Below are 16,188 nucleotides of genomic sequence, written 5' to 3'. Positions count from 1 at the left end.
CTCGAGAACTTACTTGCTGACTACTTGCAGCGGTACCGGGATGGATTTCTCTACCGGCTGACCTTTGAGCACCTTGTCGGCAGTCTCGACGCCGATGGCACCAATCAGGGCAGGTTGCTGGGCCACGGTGGCGGCCAGTTTACCCTTGGCTACGGCGGCTTTGCCATCGTCAGTGCCGTCGAAGCCGACGATCATTACCTCTTTACCGGCAGCCTGCACCGCGCGGATGGCACCCAGCGCCATCTCGTCGTTCTGGGCGAACACTGCCTGTACGGTCGGATGGGCGGCCAGCAGGTTTTCCATGACGTTCAGACCCTTGGTGCGGTCAAAGTCGGCAGGCTGGGAAGCCAGTACCTGCAGCTTGTTGGCCGCCACGGCCAGGGCAAAACCTTCACCACGGTCGCGGGCGGCGGAGGTACCGGCAATCCCTTCCAGCTGAATGACCTTGGCGCCGGTACCCAGTTTTTCGGTGATGAAGTCACCGGCCAGCTTGCCGCCTGCCACGTTGTCGGAGGCAATGTGAGCCTTGACCTCACCCTGCGCGGCGCCGCGGTCCAGGGTCAGCACCGGAATGCTGGCGCGGTTGGCCAGACGGATGGCGTTGCCGACCGCTTCGGAGTCGGTGGGGTTGATCAGGATGGCGCCGACCTTGCGTACGGTGAGATCTTCCATGTTGGAGAGCTCTTTGGCCGGGTCATTCTGGGAGTCCAGTACCACCAGCTCGTAGCCAAGCTCTTTGGCTTTGGCTTCGGCACCCTCTTTCATGGTGACGAAGAAGGGGTTGTTGAGGGTGGAGACCACCATGGCCAGGGTTTGATCGGCGGCATGGGCGGTGCCCAGCACAGACATGATGGCGGCAGCGAGCAGGGTATTGAGCTTTTTCATCATTTCATTCCTTGTGTGTGGCTTGTCTTATCAACGATTGCTTTTGTTATCGATCATCACGGCAAGCAAGATCACGCTGGCCTTGGCGATCATCTGGTAATAGGAGGATACGTCGAGCAGGTTGAGGGCGTTGTTGAGGAAGCCGATGATCAAGGCACCGATCAGGGTCCCCATGATGCGGCCCTTGCCGCCCATCAGGCTGGTACCACCCAGCACCACAGCGGCGATGGCATCCAGCTCGTAACCCATGCCCGCTGTCGGCTGGGCAGAGGAGAGGCGAGAGGTAACGATAAGCCCTGCCAGTGCCGAGAGCGCGCCGCACAGACCATACACCGCCAGCTTCACCCGATCCACATTGATGCCGGAGAGACGGGTGGCAGACTCGTTGCCGCCCAGCGCGTAGATGTAGCGACCGAGACGGGTATGGTTGAGCATGAACCAGGCGAGCAGGAAGACGATGGCCATCAGCCAGATGGGCACCGGCAGACCGAACAGGTAACCGGTACCGAGCCAGGCAAAGTGATCGGCGCCGTCACTGAAACCGGTGGAGATGGGACGACCCTCGGTATAGACCATGGTGATACCGCGCAGGGCAGTCATGGTGACCAGGGTGGCGATAAATGCCTGCACCTTGCCCTTGGCAATGATGAGGCCGCTGACGCCGCCCAGCAGGGCACCGGCACCCAGAGTGAGGGGCACCACCAGCCAGATAGGCAGCTCCATGGCGACCATGGTGGCGGCCAGCGCGCCGCACAGGGCGAGCACAGAGCCGACCGACAGATCGATACCGGCGGTGAGGATAACCAGCGTCATACCGACCGCCATGATGGCGTTGACCGAGGTCTGGCGCAGGATATTGAGGAGGTTGTCGGCGGTGAAGAAGTTGGGGCTCAGAAAGGAGACCACACCAATCAGGACCAGCAGCGCGACCAGGGATTTGTTCTCGATCCACCACGCCTTGCTCATGACGCCACGGCGGGAAAGGGTTTGGGTTGTCATTGGGATGCCTCTTGCTCTGCTTGCCACTGTTTACCGACTGCCGCCGCCATCAGCTTCTCCTGATTGGCATCGCGGGTGTTGAACTCTGCGCTGATGCGCCCTTCGTGCATCACCATGATGCGATCACTCATGCCGAGCACTTCCGGCATCTCGGAGGAGACCAGAATGATGCTCATCCCCTCTTTCTTGAACTGGTTGATCAGCTGATAAATTTCCTTCTTCGCCCCCACGTCGACGCCGCGGGTCGGCTCGTCTAGGATCAGCACCTTGGGCCGGGTCAGCAGCCCCTTGGCGATGGCCACCTTCTGCTGGTTGCCGCCGGAGAGCAGCTTTATCAGCTGATCCTGACTCGGGGTCTTGATGTTGAACAGGCGCACATAGTCGCTCACCGCCTGCCGTTCGGCCTTGCCGTCGATCTTGCCGTTGCTGATGAACTCGTCGAGGGCGCACAGACTCATGTTTTCGCGCACCGACAGCTCCAGCACCAGCCCATCGCCCTTGCGATCTTCAGAGATATAGGCGATGCCTGCGGCCAGACCATCGGCTGGGCTTTTGGGCACCAGCGCATGACCGTCCACAGCCACTTCACCGGCGCTGATGGGGCTGGCACCGTAGATCAGCTTCATCAGCTCGGTACGACCGGAGCCCATCAGGCCGCTGAAGCCCAGAATTTCCCCCTGACGCAGGGAGAAGCTCACCCCGCGCACGCCGGGACCGGCCAGATCTTTTACCTGCAGGCTGACGGGGCCGAGCTCGCGTTCAAGGCGCGGATACTGCTCTTCCAGACGGCGACCCACCATCATCTCGATGATCCTGTCTTCATCCAGATCGCTCACCGCCTTCTCGCCAATCCACTTGCCATCGCGCAGCACAGTGACCCGATCGCAGATCTCGAAGATCTCCTTGAGGCGGTGGGAGATATAGACGATGCCGCAACCCTGCTCACGCAGCTCGCGGATAACCTTGAACAGCTGCTCGGTTTCGGTATCGGTCAACGCATCGGTCGGCTCGTCCATGATGATGACGCTGGCATCGAACGACAGCGCCTTGGCAATCTCCACCATCTGCTGTTCGCCGATGGAGAGATCCCCGAGTCGGGTATCCGGGCCATGCTTGACGCCAAGTCGCGCCAGCAGGCCACTCGCCCGTTCGCGCAGCTGTTTGTGGTCGATGCTGCCAAAACGGGTACGGGGCTCACGACCGAGGAAGATGTTGGCGGCAATCGACAACTCCGGCAGCAGGTTCAGCTCCTGATGGATGATGCTGATCCCCTGATCCTGAGAATCGCGCGGCCCCTTGAAGTGAACCGGTTGACCGCGGTAGCTGACGCTGCCCGCATCGGCCTGATAGATGCCGGTCAGCACCTTCATCAGGGTGGATTTGCCGGCGCCATTTTCACCGAGCAGGGCCATCACTTGGCCCGGATAGACCCGCAGACCCGCTTCATCGAGGGCGCGTACACCGGGGAAGGTCTTGACGATCCCGGTCAGCTCCAGAATGGGTGAGAGGGGGGAGGTTGTGCTCATTTGCAGCTTCCTTGAAGAGGCTTAAAACGCCACACCGGCGCAGAGGATCAGGTTGGCGTAGGGAGTCACCTCGCCGCTGCGCACGATCGCCTTGCTCTGGCGGGAGCGGGTTTTGAACTCCTCGTGCAGGCAGTATTCGATGGCGATGGACTTGCCCTGGGCGGCGGCGTGGGCCTCAAGCTGATCGACCAGTGCCTGGTGGGCGGCGGGGCTGATCTGCTTGATCTCGGTTGCCATGATCACCTTCTCCACCACCAGGTCGGTGAGCAGGGCGGTCAGTACGGTTTCGAGGCTGGGGGTGCCCGCCATCAACGCCAGATCGATCCGCTCCGGCCCTGCCGGAATGGGCAAGCCTGCATCGCAGACGGTGATCTCGTCGGTGTGGCCCATCTGTGCCACCAGAGCACTCAGGGGAGCATTGAGCAGTACGCCTCGTTTCATACAGCACCTCATCAGGCCTTGGCCCGTCAATCTGTGAACCGCTAGGCAACCGGTTACGCAACCGGTTGCGTCATGGCGCAAAGATAGGCTTTTTAGGATGGAAGAGCCATGGCAAAACCACGGAAATGTGAAAACGATCTCAAAGGCGGGAGAAGAAGTGCAGGGGAGGCGGCAGGAAGGGTGTCAGCAGAGCCCTGACACCCTTGTTATTCATCGAGCTATTGATTTTATGGTTAGTTGGCCAATGCCTTGGCGACCGCCGGACGGCTCAGCATGCGCTGATAATGATCGGCAACCTTGGGGAATTCACTGATCTCGACCCCATCGCTTTTCAGCCAGCCCGCGACCACGAACAGATAGATATCCGCCACGCTGAACTGCTCGCCCAGCACCCAGGGGCCTGCCAGATAGTGCTGCTCAATCTGGGCAAAGCCGTCACGCATATTGCTGGCGACTTTCTGCTGCATGGCGGCAATGGCATGCTCGTCATCGGCCCAGCGGCTGCCACGGCGACCGTGGGCGTGGGAGACATGCACAGTGGAGGCGAGGAAGCTGTTGACCTCCTGCATGCGGGCCAGCAGGAACGGGTTGTCCAGCGGCGCCAGCTTGGCATCGGGGAAGCGCTGCGCCACATAGAGCAGCAGGGCCGGGGTTTCGGTCAGGGTGCCCTGATCGGTGACAAGGGCAGGCACCCGCCCTTTGGGGTTGATGGCAAGATACGCAGGATCACGCTGCTCCCCTGCGGCGAGGTTGACGAGACGGGGTTGGAACGGGGCATTTGCTTCCAGCAGGGCAATCTGCACGGCCATGGCACAGGTGCCGGGAGCGAAATAGAGGGTCAGATCGGACATGAATACTCCTGATTGGCTCAGGCCACCCGCGATATTGGCGAAAGATTGCTTCGCGGAGCACTACGGGCAGTCATGAAAAAAGAGAGGGGGCAACGTTTGCCCCCTTAAGCAATCTACACCCCTAAGGGGTAATGAAAAAGCGCAGAATTAATCGGCTTTGGTCGCCATGTTCTTTTCCTGTTCTTGAACGATGCGATCGTTATCAGCAATACCCGCTGCTCCAGTCACTACTACATATCCTCTCTTCGTTCGTCCTACAAGACTGATTTTTATAAAAAATAAATGAAGTCAGCCAGATAAATTTTTGCTGACTGAAATGGTTTGCGTTTGATACCCTATTTATCAGGATCTCTATGTTTTTAATGGCTTGAGACCAGCCTTTTCTTTAATCCGGTTATAAAGCTGCGTGCAAGGAGCGCCCCCCCTTCTGTAGCCATCCAGAAGATGAAAGAGAAGAATATGGACACTAATAAAGGAAGAAGTAAAGGTTTTACATATTTGTATTATGAACCAAGTAGATTAGGGTAGGGCTTTGCAATGTCAGCTTTTTTAGATGTATTAAAAATGAGTTTGATATATACAAAACAGGCGTTCGTTATAAAGTGGAACATTTCTGTACAAAAATAATTATGCGTTATTGGAGGTTTTTGTGAAAGTTGAATTCAAAGAAGGAAGTGATAATATAACCATTTTTGAAAATGGTGTGCTTTTGCTAGAAATTGAAAAGCAAGATAAAAATTCATCTGAATTGGCTTACTATTCTGAGGATTTCACTGAAGAGCTTGTAGCCAAAGTTTTGCTTTGTGACGCAACTGAAATCCCTATGGGACTTCAGTTTTACTCTATTTACAATAATAGTGAATTCGAAATTATCAATTGGATTGATTTTAAACGTGAAAATACATTTATTGAAATCGAGTTATCAATAACATTCAATTGGGAGGATTGGGATAAACCTGTTGTCATTGGCAAGTTCTTGGAACTGTATAGTGCTGAATTGGAAGCCGTTGGATTTAAAACTGGAATAGTTAAAGAAACCATAGATTCTTGGGCTTCGGTAAATGTTTTTCTTTATATCGAAGAGGGCCGTTTAATAGATCATGTAATATCCAGTAGTCGCAAAGCGAAAAACATTTATGAGCAATTGTTGATAAAGTTAGTCAGAGGTGATGCTCAAAGCTCATTCGTAAAAATATTTAACTTTCCAAAAGAGTATGAAGTAATCTGCAGCCAATATATCCTTTGGTTTGGTGAGCTCCTCAGCACATTAAATATAAATGCAAATGTGACCACTGAAATTCAAGAAGGTAAGACATCAATAATTGTATCTCCGAATGATGCACCTGAATTGCTAGAGGAAATTGAGAGGCTATTTTATCAGTATCTCGCTCTTCCATACTCGGAGTACCTACCTCGTGACATGGATACTTCTTCGTATATTGAGAAAGCTACGTCTCAGCTTTTATATAATCAAGTGGAGAATTTCAAACTACAAATTCAAATGAAAGAGTCAATGCTTCAACTTAAAGATGCAACGATATCTTCCTTAGTTTTTGAAAATCAGAAGAAAGATAGTGAATTACTATTGCTAAAAAGCATTAAAAATCAAGATGAGTTAAAGATTTTCAATGGTGCAATTACTGTGGGTGAGTTTAAATGGGGGGCGGTGAAAATAAACTTTAAGAAGATTGCAGATATTTTCACCAAAAAGTTTGATTAAACTGTTAAAAATGGATACGTAAATGCTTGCTCGGTTACGCCTCTCCTCACATCGTAACAAGCTATTACTTAGATGACCTCGGCTTTGAGGCGATCCTTAGGGCCGTAAGTTAGATGTCTGGCTTAAGGTGACGGTCAATATTTGTTGCCGTTAATCGAAACTCCCCGCGTTTTTCGGAGTTAAAAATTATTGTGCCGAGAAGCCGTGTTGGCGATTAAAAAGAGAAGGGGGGCAAATATTGCCCCCCTTCATCAAATGACCTCATAAGGGCCGATTAACTGCTGCCTTAACCGGCCTTGGCCACCATGGCTTTCAGCTGCAGGAAGTACTGCTCGTAGAGGCGGGAGGCATCACCCACATCGGACTGGAACTCGCCTTTGCGTTTGATCTCGTCGCTCGGGAAGACCATGGGGTTGTTGCGAAACGCTGGGGTGAGCAGGGGAATGGCATCCTTGACCGGGGTGGGGTAGCCAATCGCCTCGGCTACCTTGGCGGCCACATCGGGGCGCATCAGGAAGTTGATCAGGGCGTGGGCTTCCTTCACATGATTGGCCTTGGCCGGGATGGCGAGGTTGTCCATCCAGAGCACGGCCCCTTCTTCGGGATAGGTCATCTGGATGGAGGGGTATTCGCGCTGGGCGCCGTAGGCCGAGCCGTTCCACAGCATGCCGATATTGACCTCACCGGCGATAAAGGGGTCGGCCGGGTTGTCGGAGTTGAACGCCTTGACGTTGGGCATCAGCTTTTTCAGGTATTCGAACGCTTCGGCAATTTGCGCCTTGTCTTGGGTGTTGGGGCTGTAGCCCAGCTGCACCAGCGCGATATGGAACACCTCGCGGGCATCGTCCATCAGCAGCAGGCTCTCTTTCCACTCCGGTGCCCAGAGCTGCTTCCAGCTGGTAACCGGCTGCTCGATGATGTCGGTGTTGGTGCCGATCCCGGTTGCGCCCCAGATATAGGGGATGGAGTAGCGGTTGTCCGGGTCGTACTCGTGGTTGAGCAGGGTGGGGTCGAGGTGCTTGAAGTTGGGCAGCTGGGCGCGATCCAGCGGCTGCAGCATCCCCTCTTTGGCCATTTTCGAAATGAAATAGGTGCTGGGCACCACCACGTCATAGCCGTCGCCATGGGTTTTCAGCTTGGCGTAGAGGGTCTCGTTGGATTCGTAGGTGGAGTAGATCACCTTGATGCCGGTCTCTTGCTGGAACTGCTCCAGCAGGCCATCCGGCACATATTCCGACCAGTTGTAGAAGTAGACCACCTTGTCGTCGGCCGCGTGAGCGCTCTGGCTCAGCAGCGGGGTGGTGAGGGTGAGGGCGGCTGCCAGCAGGGCGCCGGCCTTGTGTTGGATTGTCATCAACAACTCCTTGGGGTTATGGGGCCTTGCGGCCCACCGTGACAGAGTTCGCCAAAGATGGCGGGGACGAAACGGGCAGGGTCAACCCTGCCGTTTACGCAGTAACAGTTGCGCCAGCAGCACCATCCCGAGGGAGGCGACCAGCATCAGGGTGGCTAGGGCGTTGACCTCGGGGGAGACCCCCACCTTGACCATGGAGTAGATCTTGAGCGGCAGGATCTCGTAGGCCGGGCCGGTAACAAAGGAGCTCACCACCACGTCGTCCAGCGACAGGGTAAAGGAGAGCAGCCAGCCCGCCATCACCGCCGGCAGTGCCAGTGGCAGTATGATGCGGCGCAGGATGATCCACTCGCCAGCCCCCAGATCCCGCGCGGCTTCCAGCATCCGCACATCAAAACCGCACAGCCGCGAGTAAACGGTGATCACCACGAACGGCAGGCAGAAGGTGATGTGGGCGATCAGCAGCGACCAGAAGCCCAGCGCAATGCCGGTGACCACAAACAGGGTCAGCAGCGAAATAGCCATCACGATATCGGGGGACATCATCACCACGAACAGCATGCCGCTCACGTACTGTTTGCCGCGAAAGCGATAGCGAAACAGCGCCACGGCGGTGAGAGTGCCGATCAGGGTGGCCGCGGTGGCGGTGAGGGCGGCGATGGTCAGGGAGTGCTGGGCCGCCTGCATCAGGCTGGCGCTGGCAAACAGCTTCTCATACCAACCCAGGGTAAAGCCGCGCCAGTCGATGCCATATTTCGACAGGTTAAAGGAGTTGGCGATCAGCACCCCGATGGGTACATAGAGATAGCCAAACACCAGCAGCAAGAACAGAGCCTTCAGTGCGCGCATCATGCCAGCTCCCCCTTCTTGCTGAGCAGCTTGCCCGCCCGCCAGTAGCAGTAGACCAACAGCGCCATCAGCACTGTCAGCATCACGCTGATGGCGGCGCCGAAGGGCCAGTCACGGCTGTTGAGGAACTGGGTCTTGATCAGGTTGCCGATCAGCAGGTGCTTGGCGCCCCCCAGCAAGTCGGAGACGTAGAACATCCCCATGGCGGGCAGGAACACCAGCAGACAACCGGCGATGATGCCGGGCAGGGTGAGGGGCAAAATGATCCGCACCAGCCGCTGCCAGCCGTTGGCGCCGAGATCCCGCGCCGCCTCCAGCAAACGGCTATTCAGCTTCTCGATGCTGGAGTAGAGCGGCAGCACCATAAAGGGGAGCAGCACGTAGACCAGCCCGATGATGACGGCCACCTCGGTATACATCATCTGCAGCGGTCGCTCGATAAGCCCCAGATCCAGCAGCCAGCCGTTGATCAGCCCCCGAGTGCCGAGCAGCACTTTCAGCGCATAGGTGCGGATCAGGGAGTTGGTCCAAAACGGCACCACCACCAGAAACAGCAGCAGAGGGCGGATACGCGCTGGCAGATGGGCCAGCAGCCAGGCAAAGGGGTAACCCACCAGTAAGCAGATGCTTGTGGCGAGCAGCGCCAGCCAGAGAGAGTGGAGCAGCACCTCGAAATAGAGCGGGTCCAGCAGGCGGCCATAGTTGCTCAGGGTAAAGAGCGGCGCGATAAGCTCGGACTCATCGCGGGTCAGGAAGCTGACGCCGATGATCATCAGGTTGGGCAGGAAGACAAACAGCGTCAGCCAGCCGAGGATCAGCGCGATGGCCCCGTTGCGAAAGCCGTTGTGGGCAAAGCTGTGTGGTACCCGCAGATTAGTGAGGCTCATAGGGCAGCACCACCTCCCAGCTGTCGACCCAGTGGATCGCCACCTCCTGACCCAGGCGATAGTCAAAGTCGGGGTCATCCTCGTCGAAGAACTCGGAGATAAGCAGCTGTTTGCCGCTTTCGAGCTCGATCACCGAATCCAGCGTCGCCCCCTTGTAGTTGCGCTCGCGGATATTGCCCCGCAGCGCACCGCTCTGATCGTCATCCTGATCGAGAATGCGCAGATCTTCCGGGCGCAGCAGCACCAGTACCTTCTCGTCTGGCTGGAACGGCAAGGTAGTATGGAGCAGGCATTCGCGCCCCTCCACCTCGGCCTGCCAGATACCGGGCTCGCGCTGGCTGATCAGCTTGCCATCCATTACGTTGATCTCGCCGATAAAGCGGGCCACGAACAGGTTGGCTGGCGATTCGTAGATATCGCGCGGGGTGCCGCGCTGGATGATCTTGCCGCCCTCCATCACCAGGATGCGATCAGACATGGTGAGCGCCTCTTCCTGATCATGGGTAACGAAGACAAAGGTGATGCCTAGGCGACGCTGCAGCGCCTTGAGCTCGCTCTGCATCTGCTTGCGCAGCTTGTAGTCGAGCGCCGAGAGGGATTCGTCAAGCAGCAGCAGGCGGGGCTTGTTGACCACGGCGCGGGCGATGGCGACCCGTTGCTGCTGACCGCCGGAGAGCTGATCCGGGCGGCGGTTGGCCAGCTCGGTGAGCTGCACCATGGCGAGGGTCTCCTCGACCCGCTGACGGATTTCGCTGGCCGGTACTTTCTGCATCTCGAGGCCAAAGGCGACGTTTTCAAACACCGTCATATGGGGGAAGAGCGCATAGCTCTGGAACACGGTGTTGATGTGCCTGTGTTCGGCGGGGATATGGGTGATCTCGTCACCGGCCAGATGGATGGAGCCACCATCGACCGATTCGAGCCCGGCCAGCAGGCGCAGCAGGGTGGTCTTGCCACAGCCGGAGGGGCCCAGCAGGGTAAGAAATTCACCGTCATAGATTTCAAGGTCAAGGTCACTCAGGATCACCTTGCCATCGTATTTTTTGCTGATCTTGTTCAGCGCGACAATTACCTGTGGATTGTTCATCATCCGCCAGTCTCACCCCAGCCAGTGGCCATCGTGTTGAAAGAGGGCCGCATTCTATGCAGCCGACACATGAAATTAAAGGCTTTTTGGCCCGAATTAGCCGCAAGTGCGCAGGAAAAACGGCTACGAATAGCAGACCAAATCGCTATAATGTGCCACCTGATTTGGTCGTTTTCGATATTGGATAGTCAATTGAGTAATAAAATGCGTATTGGCGGCTCCCTTGAGCAGTCTCTGAACCAGGGCTACCGCCTTGATCTGAAAGGGGTCATCCAGGAGGGATGGCAACAGACCCGCCGTACCGGATTTGGCCTGCTGCTGGCGATTGTCGGGGTGACGGCGATCTGGATCCTGCTCAGCAATGTGCTGCTGTTGCCCTATCTGGGGGATGACAGCCAGATGAATGTGGCCATGGTGCTGAGCCTGCTGATGACGGTGGTAATGGCCCCCATGACCAGCTCCCTCGATATGCTGGGGTTGCAGCAGTCGGTCGGGGTGCGCGCTAGAGCCAACCAGGTGTTCGACTTCTTCCGCCACTTTGTACGCCTCGGCATGTTGAGCCTGCTTGGCAGTCTGCTCACCAGCCTGTTTGGCCCGCTATTCGATCTGCTGGGATTGCCCGCCGTACTCTCATTCATTCCCTCGGCCCTGATCGGCATGGGGCTGCTCTTTACCGTCCCGTTGGTGCTGGAGCGTGGCCTGACGCCGCCCCAGGCCATTCTGGTTTCTCTCAAACTCTTTGCTCGCGGCTGGCCCAGCATTGTGCTGTTCCACGGCGTGATGACCGCGCTCTTCTTCCTGGCTCTGATCCCCATGGGGTTGGGGCTTATCTGGGTGGCACCGCTCTATTTCAACTGCAAGGGGATCCTCTATCGGGATCTCTGTGGGGTGGGGGTAGAGGTTAACGAGGTGACAGAAGGCCCCAACCATTTCAATGCATGATGCAAAAGGACGTTGAATGACCCGTCGATATGGAGTGACCAAGGCTGTGCGCCAGAGCCTGCTGGCCACGCTCTTGCTGCCAGGGCTGGCGCTGGCTGAGCCGGTACTGGATCTGCAATACAGCACCTTCTACAGCCAGATGAAGACCTTTGCCAAAGGGGAGTTTGGTCACGCCAGACTGGGGTTTTATCTGACCGATCCGCAAGATGGTCAGCGCTGTGGCCTCACTTTTGCCCGGGTTGCAACCGACAGCAAGGAAGTGGCGGGCGAGGTAACGGTCGATAGCGAACTGCGCCTGCCTTTTGACGAGGATCTCAACCTCGACAAGGGGATCGTGACTGTCGGCCTGAAAGAAGAGCACGCCACATGCGATATGACGGTACAGGTGATGGCCGATGCGCCGAACGGGCCCGAGCTGCCGCTGGCCGAGCTGGCGGCCCGTCAGCAGCAGATGCAGTCGCTGCTCGACAAGATGGCGGGCATGGTCGGCAAGCACTTCCTGCCGAAGATGGAAGGGGTACGCATTACCCTGGTGCAGCAGAGCGGAACAGCTTATCTGATTGATGGTGCCCGTCAGGAGGCGCTGCCCTGGCAGGAAGGCCACCTGCTGCTGAGCAATGAGCAACTGGCCGCGTTCGCCGCCGGGCAACTGCGCCTGCAGGGTGACGTGTTGCGCCTGACCCCCTGGCTGCATAAAGGGTGAGATCGGTTGCGCTGTCACCGCAGTGACAGGCCCATCCAGAAAGCAAAAAGGAGCGATCATCGCTCCTTTTTTATTGCGTGGCGTGTGCCCTGTGAGCGCGGCTTAGCGCACTTCAATCACATCCAGCATGTCCATCTCGTCGATATCCAGCAGCGGCGCCTTTGGCATCTCGGGCGGATCAAACGCCTTGTCGCCACCATCGATGATGCCGGAGTCGCGATTGATGCTCTTGAAGTCAAACAGCTTGTGGTCGAGCAGGTGGCTCGGGATCACGTCCTGAATGGCGGTGAACATGGTTTCGATACGACCGGGGAAGCGGCGATCCCAATCCTGCATCATCTGCTTGATGGCCTGACGCTGCAGGTTCTCCTGCGAGCCGCACAGGTTGCACGGAATGATGGGGAAGGCTTTGACGTCGGCGTAGCGGATCAGATCCTTCTCTTTGCAGTAGGCTAGCGGTCGGATCACCACGTTCTTGCCATCGTCGCTCACCAGCTTGGGCGGCATGGACTTGAGCTTGCCACCGTAGAACATGTTGAGGAACAGGGTCTCGAGGATGTCGTCGCGGTGGTGGCCAAGGGCAATCTTGGTGCAACCCAGCTCCTGGGCGGTGCGGTAGAGAATACCGCGGCGCAGCCGTGAGCAGAGAGAGCAGGTGGTTTTTCCTTCCGGTACCTTCTCTTTGACGATGGAGTAGGTATCCTCTTCGACGATCTTGTACTCGATGCCGAGGGAATCCAGATACTCGGGCAGCACATGCTCGGGGAAACCGGGCTGCTTCTGATCCAGGTTGACGGCAACCAGATCGAAATGGATGGGGGCGCTGGCTTTGAGGCTCATCAGTATGTCGAGCATACCGAAGCTGTCCTTGCCGCCGGAGAGGCAGACCATGACCTTGTCGCCCTCTTCAATCATGTTGAAGTCGGCAATGGCCTGACCCACGTTGCGCCGCAGGCGCTTCTGCAGTTTGTTAAAACTGTATTTTTCTTTGGCGTTCAGCTCTTCTAGCATGCTCGTAAAACCCGGGACACAAATAAGCGCGTTATTATAGCCATGTCCCGGGGGAGGCAAGGTGCCAGGCACCTTATGATTGATTGCGACGACTGTCGACCGGGCAGCTGTAGTCCGCCGGTTTGAGGATCAGGATGTCGCAGGAGAGGCGGTCAATCACATGTTCGGCAGTATTGCCGAGCAGAGCAGCAGAAAGCCCGGTACGGCCGACGCAGCCCATGATCATCAGGGTCGCCTTGAGCTCTTCAGCCATATCTGGCAACACCTCTTCCGGTAGCCCCTCTGCTACCCGGGTCCAGAGATGACCGATCCCGAACTTGTCGGCATGGCTGAGCAGCAGGCTTTCGTGATGTTTGCGGATCGCTTCGTTGTAGGCGTTGGGATCAAACTCCGGCAGCTCGATGGCCACGTTGACCGGGGTGCCCGGGTAGGTGTTGACCAGATAGAGGTTGGAGCCCAGCAGCTCGGCGATGTCGCTTCCCTCCTGGGTGATCCGTTCGTTGAGCACTTTCTGATCCGGATCGTCGCTTGAGCAGTTGATGGCGGCGATGATGTTGCCGCCCCGTTGCCAGTGACCCTCCTTGACCAGCAGCACCGGACAGGGGCATTTGCGCAGCAGGTGCCAGTCGGTGGGGGTAAAGATGAAGGTTTGCAGGAAGCTGTGATGGTGAGTGGCTTTGACCACCAGATCGTGGCGCTGCTCCAGCACCTCCTGAATGACGCACTCGAAGGGACGATTGTGCCAGACCACTTTCACTTCGCACTCTATCCCCTGTGCCCGATAGGGGGTCAGGATCTCGTCCAGCCACTCACGTCGCTGTGAAATGACGCCGTCGCGCATCTCTTGCCGCTCGTCCACCGAGAGCATGGCGGTCATTTCATACGAGAAGTCATAGATGGTGAGCAGCAGGGTCAGATGGGCGTTTTCGTCCAGCTCGGCGACTTTGACTGCCCGTTCGAGGGCGATTTGACGCTCCTCTTCTGGATTGATAACCACCAGAATATTCTGATATTTGACCATCTTCTCCTCCTTGGAAAAGTCCAATGACAGCAGAATCTTAGCCATTACAGCTTAGCGCAGGAGGAGGGTATGGGGAACGTACCGGATCACATTCCAGAGGAAAGGATCCGGCAGGGAAAGCAGGAGAAAAGCGAGAGGGTAGCGGAAAAATCAGCCGCAGGGCGGGCGAGTGGCACCGGCCATCATGCCCAGCGCGACCTGATCCAGCACGGTAATGTATTTGCCTTTGACGCTGATGAGACCGGACTTCTGGAAGCGGCCGAGCAGACGACTGATGGTCTCAACGGTCAGCCCCAGATAGTTGCCAATGTCACCACGGGTCATGGAGAGACGGAACTCCTTGGCGGAGAAACCGCGCTCGGAGAAGCGTACCGACAGATTGTGCAGGAAGGCGGCGAGGCGCTCTTCAGCATTCTTCTTGGAGAGCAGCAGGATCATCTCCTGATCGCCCATGATTTCGCTGCTCATCAGACGCATGATCTGCTGGCGCAGTTTGGGCATCTTGCCGGAGAGATCGTCCAGCACTTCAAACGGGATCTCGCACACCATGGCCGTTTCCAGCGCCTGGGCAAAGGAGGGGTGGGCCTGCTTGTTGATGGCATCAAAACCGACCAGATCGCCAGCGAGGTGGAACGCAGTGATCTGCTCATCCCCTTGCTCGGTGATGGTGTAAGACTTGATGGTCCCGGAACGGATGGCATAGAGCGATTTGAACTCATCGCCAGCCTTAAACAGCTCTTCACCCTTCTGGATCGGCTTCTTGCGCTCGATGATGCTGTCCAGCTGATCAAGCTCGTTGTCGTTCAGAGTGAAGGGAATACAGAGCTGACTGATGCTGCAATCCTGGCAATGAATTGCACAGCCACCGCTCTGGATACGTCTGCCAGGTTTCTTTTCCGGGATCATAGGCTCATACGAATAATTGATTTATATCAAACAAGTTTACCATCAACTCATCCGTTTTGGATAGGGTTTCAAAAGGAAGCAATGCCAATCCAGAAGGTATGCACCCCGAACAAAATGAGCAGCAGGGCACCGCCAAGGCGCAAACTGCGCAGGGTGAGCCAGTATCTCAGGCGATCGGCAAGCCCTCCCAACGCAAACAGGGTGGGCAGGGTGCCGAGACCAAAAAAGAGCATGATGAGCGCCCCGCCACAGGCCGAACCCGCCGCCGCGCTCCAGGTCAGCATGGAGTAGACCAGCCCGCAGGGCAGCCATCCCCACACCATGCCAAAGGGCAATGCCTGCACAGGTGAGGTGAAGGGGAGAAACTTGCCCGCCAGCGGTTTGATACGGGGCCAAAGTCTGGCGCCGAGCCGCTCCAGGAGCAAGATCCCTTGCCACCAGCCCGCCAGATAGAGACCAAGGGCGATCATCAGCAATGCGGCTACCAGCCGCAGCCCGGCGATGGCGTGTTTGCCTGCGCCCAGCTCACTGGTAGTGGCGAGCAGGCCGCCCACCAGTGCACCTGCAATGACATAGCTCAGAATCCGGCCGAGGTTGTAGTTGAGCAGATAGGCAAGCCGCCCCCAGAAGTGCTGCTTGTCGGCGGGGATCGCCATGGAGAGCGCGGCAGAGACACCCCCACACATGCCGATGCAGTGGGCGGAGCCTGCCAGTCCGACCAGCAGGGCGCCGGCCAGATCAAGGTTGTGGGTCATGGTCAGCAGGCTTTACGGGTTTGTGGGCAGGTTGCTCTTCGTCAAACAGGATGTTGGAACCCTGCCGGTCGAGATCTTCAAACTGCTCGGAGCGAATGGCCCAGAAGAAGACGACCCCGGCGATGATCACAAACAGGATGGCGATGGGGATCAGGACAAAAATTATATTCATGAGGGATACCTTGGCGTTCATCCTTGGCAAGCGTCCCCTATGGTAACCCTGTTCGGGCAGGGGGCCAGCCGCTATCAGT

General features: G+C 57.0%; 17 protein-coding genes. 3 read left to right on the top strand and 14 right to left on the bottom strand.

All coding sequences use genetic code 11. The features are described 5' to 3' along the window. Positions 1 to 9: 9 nt before the first annotated feature. The 5 genes from rbsB to ACTG2U_RS02915 form a co-directional block, all read right to left on the bottom strand. On the bottom strand, positions 10 to 885 hold the full coding sequence (gene rbsB, locus ACTG2U_RS02935; protein ID WP_005336672.1) for a ribose ABC transporter substrate-binding protein RbsB: 876 nt from the start codon (positions 883 to 885) through the stop codon (positions 10 to 12). A 30-nt stretch (positions 886 to 915) separates the two neighbouring features. Beyond that, positions 916 to 1,884, bottom strand: coding sequence for a ribose ABC transporter permease (gene rbsC / locus ACTG2U_RS02930; RefSeq protein ID WP_005336670.1), 969 nt, complete (start codon positions 1,882 to 1,884; stop codon positions 916 to 918). After that, positions 1,881 to 3,410, bottom strand: coding sequence for a ribose ABC transporter ATP-binding protein RbsA (rbsA, locus tag ACTG2U_RS02925; RefSeq protein WP_268011474.1), 1,530 nt, complete (start codon positions 3,408 to 3,410; stop codon positions 1,881 to 1,883). Before rbsA ends, rbsC begins: the two co-directional genes overlap by 4 nt. A 21-nt stretch (positions 3,411 to 3,431) precedes the next feature. After that, complete coding sequence (rbsD, locus tag ACTG2U_RS02920) at positions 3,432 to 3,851, bottom strand: D-ribose pyranase (protein WP_071910064.1); 420 nt, start codon at positions 3,849 to 3,851, stop codon at positions 3,432 to 3,434. A gap of 233 nt (positions 3,852 to 4,084) precedes the next feature. Then, entirely contained in the window at positions 4,085 to 4,702 is a 618-nt protein-coding gene (locus tag ACTG2U_RS02915) for a glutathione S-transferase family protein (protein ID WP_439974001.1), read from the bottom strand. A 649-nt stretch (positions 4,703 to 5,351) separates the two neighbouring features. Between ACTG2U_RS02915 and ACTG2U_RS02910 the strand changes: the two genes are divergently transcribed. After that, positions 5,352 to 6,422, top strand: a complete 1,071-nt coding sequence (locus ACTG2U_RS02910) for a hypothetical protein (protein ID WP_439974000.1) — start codon at positions 5,352 to 5,354, stop codon at positions 6,420 to 6,422. A 286-nt stretch (positions 6,423 to 6,708) separates the two neighbouring features. Here the strand turns inward: ACTG2U_RS02910 and ACTG2U_RS02905 are convergent, their stop codons facing one another. The 4 genes from ACTG2U_RS02905 to potA all read right to left on the bottom strand — a co-directional run bounded on the left by ACTG2U_RS02905 (position 6,709) and on the right by potA (position 10,602). Next, the gene (locus tag ACTG2U_RS02905; protein ID WP_439973999.1) at positions 6,709 to 7,776 is read right to left on the bottom strand and encodes an extracellular solute-binding protein; all 1,068 of its coding nucleotides are present in this window, start codon (positions 7,774 to 7,776) and stop codon (positions 6,709 to 6,711) included. 81 nt (positions 7,777 to 7,857) lie between these two features. Beyond that, on the bottom strand, positions 7,858 to 8,628 hold the full coding sequence (potC, locus tag ACTG2U_RS02900; RefSeq protein WP_005336644.1) for a spermidine/putrescine ABC transporter permease PotC: 771 nt from the start codon (positions 8,626 to 8,628) through the stop codon (positions 7,858 to 7,860). Continuing rightward, positions 8,625 to 9,512: a spermidine/putrescine ABC transporter permease PotB gene (gene potB / locus ACTG2U_RS02895; RefSeq protein ID WP_439973998.1), complete on the bottom strand. Its 888-nt coding sequence runs from the start codon at positions 9,510 to 9,512 to the stop codon at positions 8,625 to 8,627. Before potB ends, potC begins: the two co-directional genes overlap by 4 nt. Beyond that, entirely contained in the window at positions 9,499 to 10,602 is a 1,104-nt protein-coding gene (gene potA, locus ACTG2U_RS02890; RefSeq protein WP_429078391.1) for a spermidine/putrescine ABC transporter ATP-binding protein PotA, read from the bottom strand. Before potA ends, potB begins: the two co-directional genes overlap by 14 nt. Before the next feature lie 201 nt (positions 10,603 to 10,803). Between potA and ACTG2U_RS02885 the strand changes: the two genes are divergently transcribed. Both ACTG2U_RS02885 and ACTG2U_RS02880 read left to right on the top strand, forming a co-directional pair. Continuing rightward, positions 10,804 to 11,541 carry a hypothetical protein gene (locus tag ACTG2U_RS02885; protein ID WP_005351939.1) on the top strand — a complete coding sequence of 246 codons (738 nt, stop codon included), beginning with the start codon at positions 10,804 to 10,806 and terminating at the stop codon, positions 11,539 to 11,541. Positions 11,542 to 11,557: 16 nt separating this feature from the next. Beyond that, complete coding sequence (locus tag ACTG2U_RS02880) at positions 11,558 to 12,244, top strand: DUF2987 domain-containing protein (protein WP_421172915.1); 687 nt, start codon at positions 11,558 to 11,560, stop codon at positions 12,242 to 12,244. Between the two features lie 102 nt (positions 12,245 to 12,346). Here ACTG2U_RS02880 and ttcA read toward each other — a convergent pair whose 3' ends face one another. The 5 genes from ttcA to ccoS all read right to left on the bottom strand — a co-directional run bounded on the left by ttcA (position 12,347) and on the right by ccoS (position 16,109). Continuing rightward, on the bottom strand, positions 12,347 to 13,255 hold the full coding sequence (gene ttcA / locus ACTG2U_RS02875; protein WP_005336634.1) for a tRNA 2-thiocytidine(32) synthetase TtcA: 909 nt from the start codon (positions 13,253 to 13,255) through the stop codon (positions 12,347 to 12,349). Between the two features lie 73 nt (positions 13,256 to 13,328). Continuing rightward, on the bottom strand, positions 13,329 to 14,276 hold the full coding sequence (gene uspE, locus ACTG2U_RS02870) for a universal stress protein UspE (protein ID WP_042083128.1): 948 nt from the start codon (positions 14,274 to 14,276) through the stop codon (positions 13,329 to 13,331). Positions 14,277 to 14,426: 150 nt separating this feature from the next. Beyond that, a complete protein-coding gene (locus ACTG2U_RS02865) occupies positions 14,427 to 15,182 on the bottom strand; it encodes an FNR family transcription factor (protein ID WP_005351934.1) in 756 nt (251 codons plus the stop codon). 68 nt (positions 15,183 to 15,250) lie between these two features. After that, positions 15,251 to 15,937: a sulfite exporter TauE/SafE family protein gene (locus ACTG2U_RS02860; RefSeq protein ID WP_042083125.1), complete on the bottom strand. Its 687-nt coding sequence runs from the start codon at positions 15,935 to 15,937 to the stop codon at positions 15,251 to 15,253. Beyond that, positions 15,921 to 16,109 (bottom strand): cbb3-type cytochrome oxidase assembly protein CcoS, encoded by a 189-nt coding sequence (gene ccoS, locus ACTG2U_RS02855; RefSeq protein ID WP_005336630.1) that lies wholly within the window; start codon positions 16,107 to 16,109, stop codon positions 15,921 to 15,923. Before ccoS ends, ACTG2U_RS02860 begins: the two co-directional genes overlap by 17 nt. Positions 16,110 to 16,188 lie beyond the last annotated feature (79 nt).

Origin of the sequence: Aeromonas sp. 95A (assembly GCF_051919235.1) — a bacterium.
In the GTDB taxonomy this organism is placed as follows: Bacteria; Pseudomonadota; Gammaproteobacteria; order Enterobacterales; family Aeromonadaceae; genus Aeromonas; species Aeromonas veronii.
This window is presented reverse-complemented; position numbering and strand designations above follow the sequence as displayed.

What these genes read in the sequence shown, in the direction of transcription:
- rbsB (WP_005336672.1), bottom strand. Translation starts at nt 885, where the DNA reads ATGAAAAAGCTCAATACCCTGCTCGCTGCCGCCATCATGTCTGTGCTG.
- rbsC (WP_005336670.1), bottom strand. Translation starts at nt 1,884, where the DNA reads ATGACAACCCAAACCCTTTCCCGCCGTGGCGTCATGAGCAAGGCGTGG.
- rbsA (WP_268011474.1), bottom strand. Translation starts at nt 3,410, where the DNA reads ATGAGCACAACCTCCCCCCTCTCACCCATTCTGGAGCTGACCGGGATC.
- rbsD (WP_071910064.1), bottom strand. Translation starts at nt 3,851, where the DNA reads ATGAAACGAGGCGTACTGCTCAATGCTCCCCTGAGTGCTCTGGTGGCA.
- ACTG2U_RS02915 (WP_439974001.1), bottom strand. Translation starts at nt 4,702, where the DNA reads ATGTCCGATCTGACCCTCTATTTCGCTCCCGGCACCTGTGCCATGGCC.
- ACTG2U_RS02905 (WP_439973999.1), bottom strand. Translation starts at nt 7,776, where the DNA reads ATGACAATCCAACACAAGGCCGGCGCCCTGCTGGCAGCCGCCCTCACC.
- potC (WP_005336644.1), bottom strand. Translation starts at nt 8,628, where the DNA reads ATGATGCGCGCACTGAAGGCTCTGTTCTTGCTGCTGGTGTTTGGCTAT.
- potB (WP_439973998.1), bottom strand. Translation starts at nt 9,512, where the DNA reads ATGAGCCTCACTAATCTGCGGGTACCACACAGCTTTGCCCACAACGGC.
- potA (WP_429078391.1), bottom strand. Translation starts at nt 10,602, where the DNA reads ATGATGAACAATCCACAGGTAATTGTCGCGCTGAACAAGATCAGCAAA.
- ACTG2U_RS02885 (WP_005351939.1), top strand. Translation starts at nt 10,804, where the DNA reads ATGCGTATTGGCGGCTCCCTTGAGCAGTCTCTGAACCAGGGCTACCGC.
- ACTG2U_RS02880 (WP_421172915.1), top strand. Translation starts at nt 11,558, where the DNA reads ATGACCCGTCGATATGGAGTGACCAAGGCTGTGCGCCAGAGCCTGCTG.
- ttcA (WP_005336634.1), bottom strand. Translation starts at nt 13,255, where the DNA reads ATGCTAGAAGAGCTGAACGCCAAAGAAAAATACAGTTTTAACAAACTG.
- uspE (WP_042083128.1), bottom strand. Translation starts at nt 14,276, where the DNA reads ATGGTCAAATATCAGAATATTCTGGTGGTTATCAATCCAGAAGAGGAG.
- ACTG2U_RS02865 (WP_005351934.1), bottom strand. Translation starts at nt 15,182, where the DNA reads ATGATCCCGGAAAAGAAACCTGGCAGACGTATCCAGAGCGGTGGCTGT.
- ACTG2U_RS02860 (WP_042083125.1), bottom strand. Translation starts at nt 15,937, where the DNA reads ATGACCCACAACCTTGATCTGGCCGGCGCCCTGCTGGTCGGACTGGCA.
- ccoS (WP_005336630.1), bottom strand. Translation starts at nt 16,109, where the DNA reads ATGAATATAATTTTTGTCCTGATCCCCATCGCCATCCTGTTTGTGATC.